This is a genomic window from Alteromonas sp. KUL150, from assembly GCF_009811475.1.
In the GTDB taxonomy this organism is placed as follows: Bacteria; Pseudomonadota; Gammaproteobacteria; order Enterobacterales; family Alteromonadaceae; genus Alteromonas; species Alteromonas gracilis.
This window is the reverse complement of the sequence record NZ_BLIJ01000006.1, coordinates 19492-37313: the sequence shown is the minus strand read 5'-3', so window position 1 is coordinate 37313 and position 17822 is coordinate 19492. Positions and strand designations below refer to the sequence as shown.

Sequence of the window (17822 nt, the reverse complement as noted above, 5' to 3'; positions counted from 1 at the left end):
GCTGACCGAGCTATCGCTTGATAAATTCAATGCTTAGTGGATAAACCCACAATTCACCTTTGTTAGCTTTTACCGCCGCCACGATGGCGAAGTTCAAATTTGTTTTACAAAAGCCACGTAGCGTTACACAATGCTTTCGCATGTCTATGTGAACGTTGATTCACGTTAAAAATAAAACAATTAAAGGACAAAGTATGCTCAATCATAAACGCACTCTGATAGCGGCTGTGGTCAGTCTATCACTTATAGGATGTGGCGAAAGTACTACACAGACAGAAATCAACCCCGAACTCACCGCACAAGATGCAAAACAGTTCTTGCAACAAGCACAAGACGATGTTGCAAAAATGCAGGTTCCGGCTGCGCACGCAGAGTGGAGCTATGCCACTAATATCAACTTCGATACTGCTGCAGTCAGCGCCTACTTTAATGAAGTGCTTTCAACGAAAGTCGCTAAGTTAGCTAAAGAGGCGGCGAAGTTTAATGATGTAGACGTTGATGCTGATACCCGCAGGCAGCTTGAACTGCTAAAAAACAGCTTAACTATGCCGCCGCCAGCCGATACAAAAAAAGCAGAACGTTTAGCAAAAATAGGCTCTGAACTTAGTGCCATGTATGGTTCGGGCGAATATTGTAGCAATGACGGTTCTTGCAAAAGCTTAGTAGAAATGAGCAGTGAAATGGCGACCCTGCGCGACGCCGATAAACTATTAGAGTATTGGGCGGGCTGGCGTGAGGTATCAAAACCAATGGCGCCACTTTATGCCGAACAAGTGTCGCTTGCTAACGAAGGTGCAGCAGAACTAGGATTTGAAAACGTAAGTGCGTTGTGGCGTGGCAAATACGATATGCCTGCTGATGAATTTCCAAAAGAATTAGATCGTTTATGGACCCAAGTTGAACCTTTCTACGAGTCACTTCATTGTCATGTTCGAGCGAAGCTTGGTGAACATTATGGTGAAGACCTTGTGCCGCAAGACAAGCCTATTCCGGCGCATTTATTGGGAAATATGTGGGCGCAGAGCTGGGGCAATATTTACGATATCGTTAAACCTCAACAAGAAATGCAAGTGCCAGATGTTACCGGTGCTTTGGCTGCACAAGGCTATGACGAAATTGCTATGGTGAAACAGGCTGAGTCGTTTTTCTCGTCCCTTGGTTTTGAAGAACTGCCAGATACGTTCTGGGAACGTTCTATGTTTCAAAAGCCCGAAGGCCGTGACGTACAATGCCATGCTTCAGCTTGGGACCTAGATGACAAAGACGATCTTCGTATTAAGATGTGTATCCAGAAGACTGGCGAAGAGTTCAACGTTATTCATCACGAACTGGGACACAACTATTACCAGCGTGCTTATAAGGATCAACCTTTACTCTATCGCGGTTCGGCGAACGACGGCTTCCACGAAGCCATCGGTGACACTATCGCCCTGTCTATTACGCCTAAATATCTTAAGCAAATCGACTTAATTGACGAGATTCCAGACGCGTCTAACGATATCGGTATGCTAATGCAGGTTGCACTAGACAAGATAGCCTTTATTCCTTTTGGTTTGATGGTTGACCAATGGCGCTGGAAAGTCATGTCTGGTGAGGTGACCCCAGAGCAATACAATCAGCTATGGTGGGAACTAAGAGAAAAGTATCAAGGCGTAATGGCTCCTAATGAGCGCAGCGCCGATGCGTTTGACCCTGGTGCAAAGTATCACGTTCCTGCCAATGTTCCTTACACACGCTACTTTTTAGCGCATATCCTTCAATTCCAATTCCACAAGGCGTTGTGTGATATCGCAGGTGACGAAGGCCCGCTAAATCGCTGCTCTATTTACGGCAGTAAAGAGGCCGGTAAAGCACTGAACGAGATGTTGGAAATGGGCATGAGCCAGCCTTGGCAAAATGCATTAGAGACATTGACAGGCTCACCGCAAATGGATGCCAGCACCATTGCAGACTATTTTGCACCACTAAAGGCATGGCTTGATGAGCAAAACGCCTCTCGCCAATGTGGCTGGTAAATGATCCGCTAAAAAGAGCAAGATAAAACGCTCAATGTAAGTGATAAAGCCTCGACTATTCGAGGCTTTTTTGTTCAAATTAAACTTTTGTCCCATTGTAAGTTTGCGGTAAAAGCGTACCGTTTACGCCACTATAGCGTTAAATTTATTTAAGTATGAAAGGCCTATTTACTCACTTGCTTATTACTATCAGTATTTTTCTTAGCCTTGCACTTAATGCTCAAGCTAAAATTGATGCGCCCGCCTTTCAATCTTTCAATAAAGAGAGTGGGATTGCTCACGTCTCCATTGCTGACATTGCAGAAGACAAATACGGCTTTCTTTGGCTCGCATCACAGTCTGGCATTGATAAGTTCGACGGCTATACTTTTTCTAATTTTGGTATGTGGGGTGAAGACAAAGCCTCAGGTTTACAGACTCTCCTAGCACTACAGATAGAAGCGAGTAAGGATGGCCAATATATGTGGATCGGCACATTTAGTGGTTTAAGCCGCCTTAATGTAGATACCGAAATGTTTGAACACTATACGCTTCCAACGTCGTCTTCACTTACTAAACACGTTATTAACCGTATCAAAAGAACTGAAGATGGAAAACTCTGGATTATTTCAGAACGTGACCTTTATACATACAATGAAGAAACGGACAGTGTAGAACTTGTAAGCTATCTAGCAGATACGACTAGCACGCTTACTGATGTTGCACTTTTAGGTAAAACCCTTTACGTAGCATCTACCGCTGGCCTTTTCAAATTTGACCCTATTAAGAAGAAATTAGAGTCAGCCGCGACGGATAAAATCAACATAACAAGGTTGGCCGTAGCCGAGCGCTCAACGCTGTTTTTGGGCACAGCCACTCGTGGCGTCTGTCTTTATAACCCAAGTCGTAAAAGCGAGAAGATTACGGCTCAGTGTACTTCGGAAGTGCATGGGTTGTCTGACAATTATGTGACAGACATTATGCTTAGCGCTAAGGGCGACGTTTGGGTTGGCACTGAAAGTGGACTCAATCTATTGACCTCTTTTAGCACCTACACGGTAGTGGAAATTCCAATGTCAGAAAAAGAGGCTGGCAATGAGCGAGTCTCAAGTATTTTTCAAGGTCGAACAGGCCTAGTTGTCGTGGGAACCAAAGACGATGGTTTTGCCATCGGTAATCCGGGGTTAAGCCACTTTCAGTCAACAGAAGTAGGTGACGGACGAATCATCGGGTCCATGACAAGTTATAAGGACAATAAAGTCTGGATTACCAATGAGAAGGGGCTGTGGCTTTTCGACACCGTTGAAAACAGCTATGAAGGCCCCTTCACATCAAGCGATGCTAGAGAAAATGACGATATATCGAGCGATAAGCTCCTGGGTCTCGTTTATGATGATAAGAGAGACGACCTTTGGGTCGCTACCCGCTCTGGGCTTGCAAAACTTAATAAGCAAACCAATCAGTTAGATATTGTAGCTATGCAAGGTAAAGCTGGATACAGTGTTAACGTAGATGCAGAGGGTGATATTTGGTTCGGCGGCTACAGTGATGGTGTATTCGTTTTTCGGCCATCCGAAAGAAGAATAATAAAGCAGTGGCCCTTGTCATTAACCACCCGAATTTTGATGGAAGATAAAGAAAGCGCATGGCTCAGTACGGTTTCTGGACTGCACCTTGCCAACAAACTTACCGGGGAAATAGCCAGCGTTAGCCAATATACTGACAAAATTACTGATAAAACCGTTGTTACTTGGATCTCTCGCTCGAAACGCGGTGGCTACTGGGTAGGCACTCAGGCGGCAGGCTTATTTTTCATCACCAAAGACGGCAATGATTTATCCTCCATCAAGGTCACACAATTGAAGCGAGAGAGCAGGTTAAGCAATATTTCGATCGGCGCAATAATAGAAGACGATGAGTATGGGTTATGGATATCAACGATCGAGGGCATAACTTATATCGCGCCAAACCTTTCTTCCCTCTCCTACTATGGCGCTGAGCATGGCGTATTGACAACGGGTTATTACATTGGCTCAGTGGCTCTGACACGAAATAACACCATTCTTTTTGGCGGCGCAGAGGGGCTTACACTTTTTAATCCATTAAATGTGGTAAGTACAAAATGGGATCCAAGTATCCATCTTACAAAAATAGAGGTAGTAAGTAAGGAGCAAGAGAGCGGTAAGACGTTTCAGCAAAAAGTAAGCTTAGGTAGTACTGTGAGTCTTAACCACAATGACATTGCACTATCTATTGAATTTGCAGCGTTGAATTACATCAATGCGAATGAACTCCGCTATGCTTACAAACTAGCCGACTTTGAAAACAGTTGGCGCTTTACCGACGCCAAAAATCGCGCAGCGACTTATACAAATCTAGATCCGGGTCGATACCGATTTACGGTAAAAGCCATTAATAAAGAGAATGAATGGAGCAGTAACGAAGCGCAAATTGAGGTTATTGTTGTACCGCCGTGGTGGGATAAACCGATATGGCGAACGGTATTCCTGCTCACCATTATTTTACTCTTGTCCTCTGCCGTCTGGTTCAGAATTAGGACATTAAAAAAACGCTCGGCCGAACTCGCGCTAAAGGTGGAAGAAAAAACAAAAGACTTAGAGGCAGCGGTTGAAAAGCTTACCCTACTCTCTACTCAGGATACGCTGACCGGCCTGAAAAATCGCCGTTACTTTTCGCAGCGCGCAAGTGCTCAATGGCATGAATACAAACGACACAACCGCACGTTCTCTCTACTCATTATTGATATCGACCATTTCAAGCGCATCAACGATAACTACGGTCATCAAGCTGGAGATATCGTACTAACGAAGGTGGCGCGAATTCTCGAAGATAACCTTCGTGAGAGCGATGTAATCTCTAGATGGGGCGGTGAAGAGTTTCTGATATTACTTCCCTCTTTAAGTCTAAAGGAAGCCTACTGGGTTGCTGAAAAATTACGTAAATGTATAGCCGAGACAAGTATTGCTATTTCTGATAATAAAATCAACGTGTCTATTACGTGCGGCGTCGCTGATATTACCGACTACGAAAGTATTGAAGCCTGTATTTACGCGGTTGATAAAAAACTATACCGAGGTAAAGAATCTGGACGAAATGCTGTAATCAAATAAGCGCTAACGTCAACTAGCACTCTACCGCGGGCAAAACACAGCCCTCCTATTTTCATTTTTCTATGGCAAGGCTGATGTCGTCAATCTCTTCATCATGCATTTAACCGCTCTTTTTGATCGCTTTACGCATGTGACCACTATCCATCTTTGAATTCATATTTAATAACGATTCGCTTATAGAATTTAAAGGAGTATCAAATAATGGCTAATGTATTAGTAATCGGCGCATCAGGACAAATAGGTAAACAGGCAACCGTAAAATTATTAGATGCGGGGCATAAAGTACTAGCCCCAGTAAGAAGCCCTGATAAATTATCAGATATAGAAAATGATAGTCTCACTGTTGTTGAGCAAAATTTGGAAGACGATTTTTCAGCGCATTTTGACGGTGCCGACGTTGTTGTATTTACCGCTGGGTCTGGCGGAAACACGGGCGCAGAGAAGACTATCATGATAGACCTGTGGGCGGCACGTAACGCAGTTAACTATGCCAAGGATGCAGGTACACCTAAATTTGTAATGATAAGTTCAATTGGTGCGGGTGATCCAGATGCGGTTTCTTCGGAAATTAAGCCCTATTTAGTCGCTAAACACATGGCAGACGAGCACTTAATTAATAGCGGTTTGCATCACGTTATTTTACGTCCTGGCACGCTATTGAATGAACCTGGAACACACCTGGTTCGCACCGATATGCCTGATAATAAAGACGATGCCGTTATTCCAAGGGAGGACGTTGCTACCGCCATTGTAGAAAGTGTTGCAAGAGAGAGTAGTGATAACATCATCACCTATTTATTTAAAGGTGATACGCCCATTTCTCAGGTTTTCTAGGCTAGCGAAAGTAACTCGCTTGGCTAAAGCTTATTAAGCGTTAGGATGAGCGGCCTTCTTGTATTATCTAAAGACAAATATAAGAGGGTCGCTTTTTTTGTTTATTCTATCTGTTTTAATACGAGGTTTGATCGCAAATAATTAAGTGTGTTAGCCCATTGAAACATTATGGTATCAGCGATTGGCTAACCCAATTTCCATTCTCGTCTTTTTCATGCCACTCACGATTTTGTGGGTTTCCTCGCAAGTTTAAATAATCTACATTTTGTATAGCGAGCAATATGGTACAGAAATGTGAAGGAACCTGCTTAAAGTCCCCTTCAATATGAAGCGCAGAACCATCATTTCGAGGGGTACCCGGCTCTCCCCAAAAGAACTGTTTTTTTCCCGCATCAGATAGCTTGTCCCACTGCTGTTTTACCAAATCATAATTATCATCAGCGGTCATCACTGTCGCATTACATGAAAAACGATACTGCTCTCTGGTCTTCGAAAAATACCAGCACACTTGAGCGTTAGCGTTTTGAGAAAGCTGGTCAAATTTCTCGGAACGAGTATCTGAGATAACAACTAATTGGTCATCGTTTGTTATCCCTCGAAACACCACGGTTCGACAAAAAGGCGCACCGCTTTCCCCCACGGTAGCCAATTGAAAATATCGACTTTCGGGCATACTTCGGGTTTGGTGCAAACTTTTCGTTAATCCTTGTCGCCACTGGGGCATGATTACCTCCGATTGCTTGTCGTTAACCGTATGCGTTAGGCCACTTTTTGTTTGCTGGCAAGAGAAAACAAAGTATAAAAATTACGCGTAGTTATCTTTGCTAATTCTTCCACCGATACGCCTTTAAGTTCTGCAATAAACTCAGCAACTTCTACTACGTAACCCGGCTGGTTTTGCTTGCCTCTATAAGGGACAGGAGCGAGCCAAGGAGAGTCAGTTTCAATCAATAACCGCTCTAAAGGGATCGCGCTTACTACGTCTCGTAATTCAGCAGCAGAATTGAAGGTCACAATACCAGAGATAGAAATATAAAAATCCATGTCGATGGCTGCTTGTGCCATTTCCAGCGACTCTGTAAAGCAATGTAATACGCCTCTCGTATGTGGCGCCTTATGCTCTTTCAGCAAATTAATGGTATCTTCCCGCGCATCTCGGGTATGGATAATTAGCGGCTTATTGGTTTCATTCGCCACTTTGATATGATCCACAAATGATGTCAGCTGTACATCTTTGCTTTCTGGGCTGTAAAAATAATCCAACCCGGTTTCACCTATAGCGACAACCTCTTTACGTTTTGCTTTTTCCAAAAGCACTTCATAAGTGCATGCCTCGTCTTGGTGTAATGGATGAACACCACAAGACACAGAAACATCATCAAAACCACTTACCGCTTCCAACATGCTGTCATAATCGCCTACCGACACACAGACGCACAAGAAGTGCTCAACACCACGGGCTCTCGCAAAGTTAAGCGTTTCTGCCAGTTCTTGCGGGCTTTGCTTTAATCGGTCTAAATGACAATGAGAATCTACGAACAAACTACACCTATATTTTTGTAGTTAATACCCACAACATAAGATGGTTTCTTATATTGTGTTATTAACGTTGAAATTGTTTGAGTAACCCAAAAAGCACCATGGACTTGTTGACACCTGCATGCTGAAGCGTTTTGACGGCCTCAACACAGGTTTTGTAACGATTAAAGTCAACAACTTGCTGGCGCTGCATATAGTCATCATGAGCCATTTGCTGACACCACAATGCAACTTGTTGAGCATTGTCCTGCCACTTACTCGCCAGCGTTTGTGCCTGCAAGTTGGCATCACCGGCTAGCAGCGCCTGGATACCATCGCTGAAATTGCGGTAGCTAAAATCATTATCGCCTGATAATGCTTCTTCCACGCGCAACGGGGCATAGCCATAGGCGGCAAGTAATGCTTCGCTTGCATCTTTTACGCCTTTGGCTTGCAAGTAGTTCAAACTCTCTGATACTGACGGCAGTGGCAATAATTGCCTCTCACAACGGCTTAGTATTGTAGGCATAAGCTTGTTAATATTGTCAGTTATCAAGAGCAAGAATGTGTTATTTGTGGGCTCTTCCAAAGTTTTCAACAGCGCATTAGCTGCCGCCTCAGTCATAGAGCCAGCGCTCGGGATAAGCAACACCTTGTTGCCTCCCATTTGCGCCGTTCCTGAGAGCTTGGCAATACCTTCGCGAATTTTATCCACGCCGAGTTGCTTCTCACTTTCAAGGATGTGGAAGTCAGGATGATTGCCAGCTTGTCTTAGCTGACAGCTCTGGCACTGCTCACACGGGCCGTCTGCACCTGGGCGCTTGCACAGCAGTGCGTTGGCAAGCCCAATAGCAAGACGGTGCTTACCGATGCCCTCTGGCCCAGTTAAAAGCAATCCATGATGCAGCTTTTTAGCCAGATATCGAGAGAGTAAGGTGGCATAGGTTGCAGTGAACCAAGGCAACATCTGCATTAACCGTCTCCTAACACAGATGTATTTCGCTGGCTGACATCGCCGCTGCATTCGCTAGTTATATAGTGATGAATAACTGCAATAACGTCTTGATGAACCTTGTCCATAGACTGCATAGCACTCACTACTACTATACTTTCATCTTGGTCTGCTAATTCGAGATATTTAGCGCGGGTACGCTCAAAGAACGCTAAACCAGCTTGCTCTATACGGTCTAGCTCGCCACGCCCACGAGCACGTTCTAGGCCCACTGCAGGGTCAACGTCTAGGTACAAAGTCAGGTCTGGCTTGAAACCTTTTAACGCGATGTCGCTTATCGCCGTCATCGTTTTTTCGCTAACACCACGACCGCCGCCCTGATAAGCTTGAGACGATAAATCGTGCCTATCTCCCACTACCCACGCCCCCGTATCGAGGGACGGCAAAATTTTATTCGTAAGCAGTTGAACCCGGGCAGCGTACATTAAAAGCAGCTCCGTCTCTTCACTTACCGTTTCATGCCAATCATGCTTCACACATTCGCGAATGGCTTCGGCCATTGGTGTACCGCCAGGCTCTCGAGTTTGTTCCACGCGCTTTCCGGCTTTTTTTAACGCCTCAACAATCAACCCGATTACAGAGCTTTTACCTGCCCCTTCAAGGCCCTCTACTACAATAAACTTTCCGCGCATGACGTTTTAAACTCTATTTATTTTTCAGTGTTTCGCGATAGATAATGAACGCATTGGTCAATTTCACTGCGTTATCTTTTAAGCTGATATTTTCGCACAGCAGCGTTGTGTTCTTCTAGTGTTGTGGAAAATTGATGACTTCCATCTCCTTTTGCCACAAAGTACAGCGCATCAGTTGATAAGGGATGCAGCGCAGCATGAATAGCAGCTTTTCCGGCCATGGCAATCGGCGTTGGCGGTAACCCTTTAATAACATAGGTATTATAGGGTGTAGCGGCACGCAGGTGCTTGCGCGTAATATTTCCGTCGAACGTAGGTCCAATACCGTAAATTACGGTGGGATCTGTTTGCAGACGCATATTTCTATTAAGCCTGTTAATAAATACGCCTGCTATCATATCCCGCTCTGACGGCACTGCAGTCTCTTTTTCAATAATACTCGCCAAAATGAGCGCTTCATATGGGGATTGCAACGGCAAATCAACAGCGCGCTGTTCCCATTCGCTAGTCACATAATCGACCAGTGCACCATGAGCCCGCTTCAAAATTTGGCTAGCCTTGATACCTTTCGTGAAAAAGTAGGTATCGGCTAAATAAACGCCTTCAGTGTGTTCAACGTTTTCACAACACCACTTTACGTCATTATCATTGGTTATCTCTCGTAACGTAGCATCAGTAATATCAAATTCTAGCTGATTGTTTTGTCTCAACGTATCAAGCCACTGGGAGAGCGTTAGGCCCTCAACTAAACTTACTGCAAACAAATGCTCATCACCCTCGGTAAAAAGGGTAAAGGCATCAACGAGGGATTGACCGGGCCGCAACATATAAGAGCCTGATTTAACCAACGTGTTACCTGCAAAAAGCTTTAGCCAAACCTTAGCCACAAACGGGGATACCTCACTCAAACCTTCATTACGCAACAGCTTTACCGTTCGATAGGCATTGCTTCCGCGCTCAATAGTAATGAGGGTTTCTTTTTGCAGCTTTAAGGGCGTAGTCACCTTCGAAGATACAAACATAACGCCCGATACAGCCCCGATGACAACCAGTAAGCCAAGGGTTAAAAGGAGAATTACTAAGCGCTTCATTCTTACCGCTCTCCTAAATTCACAGGTTTTAATTCCATTTTAAGCTCTCGCTTTTTATGCTTATCATTATTTTGAGTTTGTCGGCGTACCCTGCGCGAGTGCTTTGGGTTAGCGCTTTCCATCATTCAGTCGCTGCTGTAATGCTTCAATTGCCTTGTTCTTCACGTCAAAACTAACCATTGAAAAATCGGGCATTCGAAGTTCCTTCACGGGTATTACACCCATTAAAGCATTCGTCATCACGACAGCGCTGGCGCTTTGTAAATGAGAAAGCTGATACTCTCCCACATGTAATTCATTATTATCATTTAGCAATGAATCGATAAGATATTGCCTCACCACGCCATTAACTCCACTCCCTTTCAGTGAAGGGGTGTACCAGGCATTGTTATAGAAAAAAAACAGATTGCCCGCGCTTGCTTCAATCACATTGTCTTGAGTGTCACATACGATAGCGTCGTCTGCGCCTGCCTCATTCACTTCATGTTTAATCAGGACCTGTTCTAATCTATTCATATGCTTCACGCCCGCGAGCAGCGGTTGAATGGCTAACCGAGTTTGAGCACATATAACAGATAAACCTTTCCGAGACATATTGTCATAATAACTGGGAAAAGGATGCTGACTAAATCTGACCTGAACCACACTGTCTTCGCTTCGCGCATACCCTCTGCCCGTCTGTCCACCTGAAATGTGCACTTTTAAGACGTATTTAGATTCCAAATCGTTACGTGACGATGTGGCGATATGATCTATATGCTCAGAAATAGCGACGTCCAGGGCTTTGATATCAATATCAAGTTTAATTGCTGCGGCGTCGTGCTTTAACCTGGATAAATGATAAGGCTTTAGCTGTGCTTTATTGCGATGGACCAACAATGTGGTAAACACACCGTCTCCGTAATTAAATGCCCGGTCACTGGGTGAAATAGGCGTAGCATTTGGAATAATTATCAATGCTTGGTCTTACTTGCTGATTTACTGATTAGAAGGAGTATACCAAGTTGCGTTGGTCAAACAACTCATAGCGCTACTCAGCATAGGCTAATCATTGCATTTCAACACCTGGTAATCCTTTAACCCATTTGACTAGATTAATAATCAAACAACTAGGAGGGTTTAGGGAGCCTTGTGATTGTCCATCGCTAATACCAGTCCGCATAGATAATTTCACTTCGCTTACAGCGAATTTTTGCTGCTGGGGTTTATTGATGTGCGAAATCAGTTAACGAGAATGTAAGAAAAAGGCAGCGGTTCGCTGCCTTTTGAAAATAACATCTATGCTTTTGCTAGATCTAGATTCGTTTGAAAACCAACGAACCATTGGTACCGCCAAAGCCGAATGAATTACATAGCGCGTAATCTTCATTGAAGGCTTTCGCTTTGTTTGCGACAAAATCTAAGTCGCACCCTTCGCCTGGTTCATCTAGATTGATCGTTGGCGGCGCCATTTTGTCACGCAATGCTAAGATAGTAAAAATTGCTTCTACAGAGCCAGCAGCACCTAGTAGGTGGCCTGTCATTGATTTAGTAGAACTTACCAGTAGCTTGTAAGCATGATCATTGAAAACGCGCTTAACCGCCGCAACTTCAGCAATATCGCCGGCTGGCGTTGATGTACCGTGAGCGTTCACGTAACCAATGAGGTTCGCATCTACGTTCGCGTCATTGATAGCATTTTGCATTGATGCTGCTGCCCCCTCACCATCTTCTGGTGGTGATGTCATGTGATATGCGTCGCCGCTCATACCGAAACCAACAAGCTCAGCGTAAATATGCGCGCCACGGGCTTTCGCTGCCTCGTACTCTTCCAGCATGATGACACCAGCGCCCTCGCCCATAACAAAACCATCGCGGTCTTTATCCCATGGACGACTTGCAGCCTGTGGATTGTCATTGCGAGAAGACAACGCGCGCGCTGCTGCAAAGCCTGCCATTCCTAACGGTGTGATAGAGGCTTCAGCACCGCCAGCTAACATAGCATCTGCATCGCCGTAAGCAATAGTTCTTGCGGCAATACCAATATTGTGAACGCCTGTAGTACATGCAGTCACAACGTTTAAATTCGGTCCTTTCAACCCTTCCATGATAGACAAAAAGCCTGAGATCATGTTGGTAATGGTTGAAGGTACAAAAAATGGCGATACGCGCTTAGGACCGCTATTTGTCAGCTTTAAATGGTTTTGTTCAATTTGTTCTAAACCACCTATACCTGAGCCAATAGCAACACCAACACGGTGAGCATTATCTTTAGAAACACTGAAACCAGAATCGACCAGCGCTTGCTTGCCAGCTGCAATACCCAACTGGATGAAGCGGTCCATTTTTTTGGTTTCTTTCTTTTCAATGTATTGCTGCGGATCAAAATCATTGATTTGACCTGCGAAACGGGTTGAATAGTTACTACAATCGAAATGGGTGATTTCACCGATGCCGCTCTCGCCCGCGAGCAATTTGCGCCATGTGTCTTCGCTATTAAGACCTAATGGTGAAAGCATTCCAAGACCAGTAACCACTACGCGACGTTTTGTCACAAAAAGCCCTCGCTTTGGAACTAAGGTAGGAGATACAAAAACGGCTCTTAATAAGAGCCGTTTTGTCGCTACTTAAGACTTAAGCGTCTTTGTTAGCGTTGATGTAGTCAATTGCTGATTGAACTGTAGTAATTTTCTCTGCTTCTTCGTCAGGAATTTCAGTATCGAATTCTTCTTCCAAAGCCATTACTAGCTCAACAGTGTCAAGTGAATCAGCGCCTAAATCGTCAACGAATGAAGCTTCTGCTTTTACTTCTTCTTCTTTAACGCCAAGTTGTTCAACGATGATTTTCTTAACGCGTTCTTCAATGTTACTCATAATTCTAGGTTTCCCTTAAAACGTCACTAGATAATAAAAGTGCCGCTAGTTTATTTTGCAAGGTGCATCCTTGCAAGCACCAGTTTAAACAAATTTTCTGGTCAAACCAGCGACATTCGAAATTCGTAAAATACTATTTTTACATCCAAGTTCGGGTAAATACCACCCCAAACTAGGGAAAATTCGCAAAAATTGCGAATTTACCCCATATACATACCACCATTAACATGGATGGTTTCGCCTGTAATATAGGCTGCACCATCGCTCACCAAAAAGGCAACAGTGGCTGCAATTTCATCAGGCTCGCCTAATCGGTTAGCCGGAATATCTTTAAAAATGGCTGCTTTTTGATCATCACTTAGCGCCTTTGTCATATCTGTATCGATAAAACCAGGGGCAACAACGTTGATTGTTATACCACGAGAAGCCACTTCTCTCGCCATAGATTTAGAAAAACCAATGACGCCGGCTTTCGCAGCAGCATAGTTGGCTTGACCAGCATTACCTGCGCTGCCTACCACAGAACCAATATTTACTATGCGCCCAAAGCGTTTCTTCATCATACCGCGAAGTACAGCTTTTGACAGCGTAAATATTGAAGTAAGGTTAGTATCTATAATATCTTGCCACTCGTCATCTTTCATGCGCATCAAAAGATTATCGCGCGTAATGCCTGCATTGTTGACCAAAATATCAATCCCACCGTGAGCGTCGTTAATCGCTTTCAAGGTGGTATCAACACTTTCCTTGTCGGTAACATTCAGTGCAAACCCTTGACCACCGAACTCAGAAAGATAGTCACTAATTGCTTGTGCGCCATTTTCGCTCGTGGCCGTGCCAATAACCGTTGCGCCTTGTTGCGCTAGCTGTGTGGCAATCGCTTTGCCTATTCCTCGGCTCGCTCCGGTTACCAGCGCAATTTTACCGTCTAATTGACTCATTGCGATTCCTTATTATTTTAGTGCTTCTACACCGTCAGGTGTATTTACTGCAAGAGACGCTAAGCTCTTATCAATGCGTTTATTAAGACCTGTCAGCACTTTACCCGGGCCAACTTCAATAACGCGCTCTACACCTGCTGCAGCTAAGTATTCCACGGTACGTGTCCACTGTACTGGGCAGTAAAGTTGTCTCACTAGCGCGTTTTTGATTGCATCACCCTGTGTTTCAATGGTGACATCAACATTATTAACAATATTGATTGCAGGCTCGTGAACATTTAAAGAAGAAAGCGCTTCTTCGAGTTTATCCGCGGCCGGTCGCATTAGCTCACAGTGAGAGGGCACACTTACCGCAAGTGGAAGTGCGCGTTTAGCGCCCGCTTCTTTACAGGCGTTAGCAGCTTGCTCGGCGGCGTTCTTTTCCCCTGCAATAACCACTTGGCCTGGAGAGTTAAAGTTAACTGGTGCAACTACATCGCCTGTAGCAATAGCAGTTTGCTGACAAATATCTGCAATTTCAGCATCATCCAAACCGATAATGGCATACATAGCGCCTGCGCCTGCCGGCACAGCTTCCTGCATATACTTACCGCGTGCTTCTACGAGTTTAATGGCGTCAGAAAAGTCCATCGCCCCACCGCACACTAGCGCTGAATACTCTCCAAGGCTGTGCCCTGCAAGATAGTCTACGTCTAAACCTTGCTCACGAATTACACGCCAAATTGCAACACTTGCAGCAAGCAACGCTGGCTGAGTAATATGGGTTTCGTTAAGTTTACCGTCTGTATCGTTCTGGACTAAGTCCCACAGGTCATAACCAAGTGCGTCAGAGGCTTCTTTAAAGGTTGCTTCGATAATCGGAGACGTCTCAGCAAGCTCTTTTAGCATGCCTACGCTTTGAGAGCCTTGCCCCGGAAATACACAAGCTGTCTTTGTCATGTCGATTCCTTGTTATTGTTTTACTAGAAACGAGAATACATCAAAAATTTCTGAAGCGATTGCCGAGCTTAATAGCGAACCAGCGCCGATGCCCAGGCAAATCCGCCACCAAATGCTTCTAGTAATAAATGCTGTCCGCGCTGAATACGCCCGTCTCTGATAGCGGTATCTAATGCTGTTGGTACAGTGGCCGCAGATGTATTACCGTACTGCTCCAAGGTAAGCACAACCTGGTCAAGAGACATATTCAGCTTTTTCGCTGTGGCTTTTATAATTCTAAAGTTTGCTTGGTGTGGCACTAACCAGTCAAGATCAGTTTTTTCCATACCGTTAGCAGCAAGGGTTTGCTCCACTACTTCTGAAAGCTTAGTTACCGCAACTTTGAAGACCTCGTTGCCGCGCATTACCCCCCAGTTTTCGTGCACTGATTGCTCATCACCACGGGTTGGGTTTCCAACGTACAACAAATCCCCGTGAGAACCAGATGCGTTAATGTGGGTCGAGAGAATACCAGGCTCATCGCTTGCTTCTATTATCGTTGCCCCTGCGGCATCACCAAATAGAATAACCATGGTTCTGTCTTCGGGGTTAATCAAACGACTTAAACAGTCAGTACCGACGACAAGAATGCGTTTTGCCATGCCTGACTTTATGTACTGATCGGCTACACTCAGAGCGTAGCAATACCCTGCGCATGCTGCAGCAACATCAAATGCGGGAATACCGTCTAAATCAAGAATGCGTTGAATTTCGCATGCTGTGCTTGGAAGCGCATAGCGACCACTTGTGGTAGCGCACACAATCATGTCGATAGATTTTGGGTCGATACCGGCCATTTCGATGGCCTTTTTACTGGCTTCTGCCCCCATGGTAGCAGCGGTTTCATCTGCTCCAATAATGCGTCGCTCTTTAATCCCAGTACGGTCAGTGATCCATTCATCACTGGTGTCTACCATTAATTCTAGGTCAGCGTTCGTACGCACGTCGCTGGGATAATAGCTACCTGTTCCTATAAAGCGTGAATATTTGCTCAAAGCTGCTCCAACAATACCGTTTCTATCTTTGTCTTTATCTTTTCAGGTAAATGCATCTTTGCTTCTTTCATTGCTTGCACGATGGCGTAATAAAAGGCGTCTTTTTGTGCATTTCCGTGACTCTTGATAACAATGCCGCGCAATCCTATCAGACTCGCACCGTTATACTGGTCGGGGTTCACACTGTTATAGATAGATTTCAGTAATGGGAAAGCAATTTTGGCTAATAATCGGGTATATAAATTCTTTTGTGTTTGACGTTTCACCTCGTTAATCACTAACTTAGCTAACCCTTCGCTAGATTTTAGTGCTACGTTTCCAGTGAAGCCATCGGTAACTACCACGTCCGCATGGTCGGTAAAAATATCATCGCCCTCAACATAACCAATATAGTTAATGCCAGGTGCGTCTTTGAAAAGCTGGTCGGCAGATTTTACCTGCGCATTACCTTTAATATCTTCTTCACCCACATTGAGCAAAGCAACGCGGGGGGACGCAATGCCAGCAACTTCTTGTGCCAGTACGGATCCCATGACGCCATATTGAAATAGTATTTCAGGCGTGCAATTTACATTGGCGCCTAAATCGAGGAGAAATACGTTGTGATGTCCTGTGGTAGGCATCATGTTAATAAGCGCGGGTCTATCAATACCAGACAGTGTTTTAAGCAGGTAAAAAGATAGAGTGAGTAGCGCTCCAGTATTGCCTGCACTTACGCACGCATCAGCTTCGCCACTTTCGACAAGCTCAATAACACGGCGCATAGAAGAGTCTTTTTTATTTCTGAGCGCTGATGTCGGCGCTTCGCCCATTTCAACAACTTGCGAGCAGTGTTTTACGGAAACACGACGTCGCTCTGTATCAGAAAGAGGTTGAAGACCTGAATGGATAATTTCTTCGTCACCGCACAATGTAAAGTGAACATCGGGGTGAAGTTGGATAGCCTTGACGGCTGCAGAAAGGATAACAGGGGGACCATGATCGCCCCCCATGATATCTAACGCGATGGTTAGTGTAGACAAAATGTAGTCGCCGTATTACGCGCCGATTACTTTCTTGCCTTTATAATAACCGTCAGCAGTCACGTGGTGACGACGGTGAGTCTCGCCTGACGTTGAATCGACAGACAAAGTCGCGCCTGTCAATGCATCGTGTGAGCGACGCATACCGCGCTTAGAACGCGTTTTACGATTTTGTTGTACTGCCATAACTTACTCCTGGTCTCGCTTAAGTTCTTTCAAAACCGCGAAAGGGTTTTGTCGCTCTTGTTCCGGTTCAATCTTTCCAAACGACATGTCGTCTCGCTTTACCGTACACTCCGACTCTGCATGAAGGGGTACAATTGGCAAAGATAACAGTAGCTCGTCTTCAAAAATTTGAAGCAGACTAACTTCTCCGTGGTCGTTGACCTCTACCGGTTCGTAAGCCTCGGGAATGATGTCGTCGCTTTCCTGCTCTTCTCCCTGCACTGGAGTAAAACAGAATTCCGCTTCCACGGGATAATCAAGTTCACCATTACACCTTTGACAGATAAGTGTTACCTGCGTGGCTAGGCGGCCGTGAAAAACAGTAAGACCCTGCGCGTCTTTTTCGAACTGCACTTCTGCGTCCACATAGTCGTTGCATCGGACAACTGCTTCACTCAATCGTTCCATATCTTTAGACGCAATCACGCCCCGGTAATCGGAACGTTTCATGGCGCTTTTAGTCGGTTCAACCGAATGAGGGAGTTTCACTTTCTGCATAGGGCGCGCATGATAAAGGGTCAACCCCTTCCTGTCAAAGCATAATTGCGTTTTAACTTACAATAAAAGGCTGTATATATCGAGCAATGATAATGTAC

General features: G+C 44.9%; 18 protein-coding genes. 3 read left to right on the top strand and 15 right to left on the bottom strand.

Features of this window, described 5'->3' with window-relative positions:
- Positions 1-10: 10 nt before the first annotated feature.
- A complete protein-coding gene (locus tag GVO62_RS01105; protein ID WP_236547031.1) occupies positions 11-142 on the bottom strand; it encodes a DUF4870 domain-containing protein in 132 nt (43 codons plus the stop codon).
- A 52-nt stretch (positions 143-194) separates the two neighbouring features.
- On the opposite strand from GVO62_RS01105, the gene GVO62_RS01100 reads away from it, so the two are divergent.
- The 3 genes from GVO62_RS01100 to GVO62_RS01090 all read left to right on the top strand — a co-directional run bounded on the left by GVO62_RS01100 (position 195) and on the right by GVO62_RS01090 (position 5959).
- The gene (locus tag GVO62_RS01100; protein ID WP_159117379.1) at positions 195-2015 is read left to right on the top strand and encodes a M2 family metallopeptidase; all 1821 of its coding nucleotides are present in this window, start codon (positions 195-197) and stop codon (positions 2013-2015) included.
- A gap of 155 nt (positions 2016-2170) precedes the next feature.
- Complete coding sequence (locus tag GVO62_RS01095; RefSeq protein WP_159117378.1) at positions 2171-5125, top strand: ligand-binding sensor domain-containing diguanylate cyclase; 2955 nt, start codon at positions 2171-2173, stop codon at positions 5123-5125.
- A 201-nt stretch (positions 5126-5326) separates the two neighbouring features.
- A complete protein-coding gene (locus GVO62_RS01090) occupies positions 5327-5959 on the top strand; it encodes an SDR family oxidoreductase (RefSeq protein ID WP_159117377.1) in 633 nt (210 codons plus the stop codon).
- 166 nt (positions 5960-6125) lie between these two features.
- Here GVO62_RS01090 and GVO62_RS01085 read toward each other — a convergent pair whose 3' ends face one another.
- The 14 genes from GVO62_RS01085 to yceD form a co-directional block, all read right to left on the bottom strand.
- Positions 6126-6683 (bottom strand): pyridoxamine 5'-phosphate oxidase family protein, encoded by a 558-nt coding sequence (locus GVO62_RS01085; protein ID WP_159117376.1) that lies wholly within the window; start codon positions 6681-6683, stop codon positions 6126-6128.
- Positions 6684-6718: 35 nt separating this feature from the next.
- Complete coding sequence (locus GVO62_RS01080) at positions 6719-7501, bottom strand: TatD family hydrolase (RefSeq protein WP_159117375.1); 783 nt, start codon at positions 7499-7501, stop codon at positions 6719-6721.
- Positions 7502-7562: 61 nt separating this feature from the next.
- Positions 7563-8450, bottom strand: coding sequence for a DNA polymerase III subunit delta' (gene holB, locus GVO62_RS01075; RefSeq protein ID WP_159117374.1), 888 nt, complete (start codon positions 8448-8450; stop codon positions 7563-7565).
- The gene (tmk, locus tag GVO62_RS01070) at positions 8450-9121 is read right to left on the bottom strand and encodes a dTMP kinase (RefSeq protein WP_159117373.1); all 672 of its coding nucleotides are present in this window, start codon (positions 9119-9121) and stop codon (positions 8450-8452) included. The genes holB and tmk overlap by 1 nt, the downstream gene beginning before the upstream one ends.
- A 71-nt stretch (positions 9122-9192) precedes the next feature.
- Positions 9193-10212 (bottom strand): endolytic transglycosylase MltG, encoded by a 1020-nt coding sequence (gene mltG / locus GVO62_RS01065; protein ID WP_159117372.1) that lies wholly within the window; start codon positions 10210-10212, stop codon positions 9193-9195.
- Positions 10213-10320: 108 nt separating this feature from the next.
- Complete coding sequence (gene pabC / locus GVO62_RS01060) at positions 10321-11169, bottom strand: aminodeoxychorismate lyase (RefSeq protein WP_159117371.1); 849 nt, start codon at positions 11167-11169, stop codon at positions 10321-10323.
- A 338-nt stretch (positions 11170-11507) separates the two neighbouring features.
- Entirely contained in the window at positions 11508-12746 is a 1239-nt protein-coding gene (fabF, locus tag GVO62_RS01055; protein ID WP_159117370.1) for a beta-ketoacyl-ACP synthase II, read from the bottom strand.
- A 79-nt stretch (positions 12747-12825) separates the two neighbouring features.
- Positions 12826-13065 (bottom strand): acyl carrier protein, encoded by a 240-nt coding sequence (gene acpP / locus GVO62_RS01050; protein WP_012518211.1) that lies wholly within the window; start codon positions 13063-13065, stop codon positions 12826-12828.
- A 200-nt stretch (positions 13066-13265) separates the two neighbouring features.
- A complete protein-coding gene (gene fabG, locus GVO62_RS01045; protein WP_105931048.1) occupies positions 13266-14006 on the bottom strand; it encodes a 3-oxoacyl-ACP reductase FabG in 741 nt (246 codons plus the stop codon).
- A gap of 12 nt (positions 14007-14018) precedes the next feature.
- The gene (gene fabD / locus GVO62_RS01040) at positions 14019-14945 is read right to left on the bottom strand and encodes an ACP S-malonyltransferase (RefSeq protein WP_105931047.1); all 927 of its coding nucleotides are present in this window, start codon (positions 14943-14945) and stop codon (positions 14019-14021) included.
- Between the two features lie 68 nt (positions 14946-15013).
- On the bottom strand, positions 15014-15979 hold the full coding sequence (locus tag GVO62_RS01035; protein ID WP_105931046.1) for a beta-ketoacyl-ACP synthase III: 966 nt from the start codon (positions 15977-15979) through the stop codon (positions 15014-15016).
- Complete coding sequence (gene plsX, locus GVO62_RS01030) at positions 15976-17001, bottom strand: phosphate acyltransferase PlsX (RefSeq protein WP_105931045.1); 1026 nt, start codon at positions 16999-17001, stop codon at positions 15976-15978. Before plsX ends, GVO62_RS01035 begins: the two co-directional genes overlap by 4 nt.
- A gap of 15 nt (positions 17002-17016) precedes the next feature.
- Entirely contained in the window at positions 17017-17187 is a 171-nt protein-coding gene (gene rpmF, locus GVO62_RS01025; protein ID WP_012518206.1) for a 50S ribosomal protein L32, read from the bottom strand.
- Between the two features lie 3 nt (positions 17188-17190).
- Complete coding sequence (gene yceD / locus GVO62_RS01020) at positions 17191-17724, bottom strand: 23S rRNA accumulation protein YceD (RefSeq protein WP_105931044.1); 534 nt, start codon at positions 17722-17724, stop codon at positions 17191-17193.
- Positions 17725-17822 lie beyond the last annotated feature (98 nt).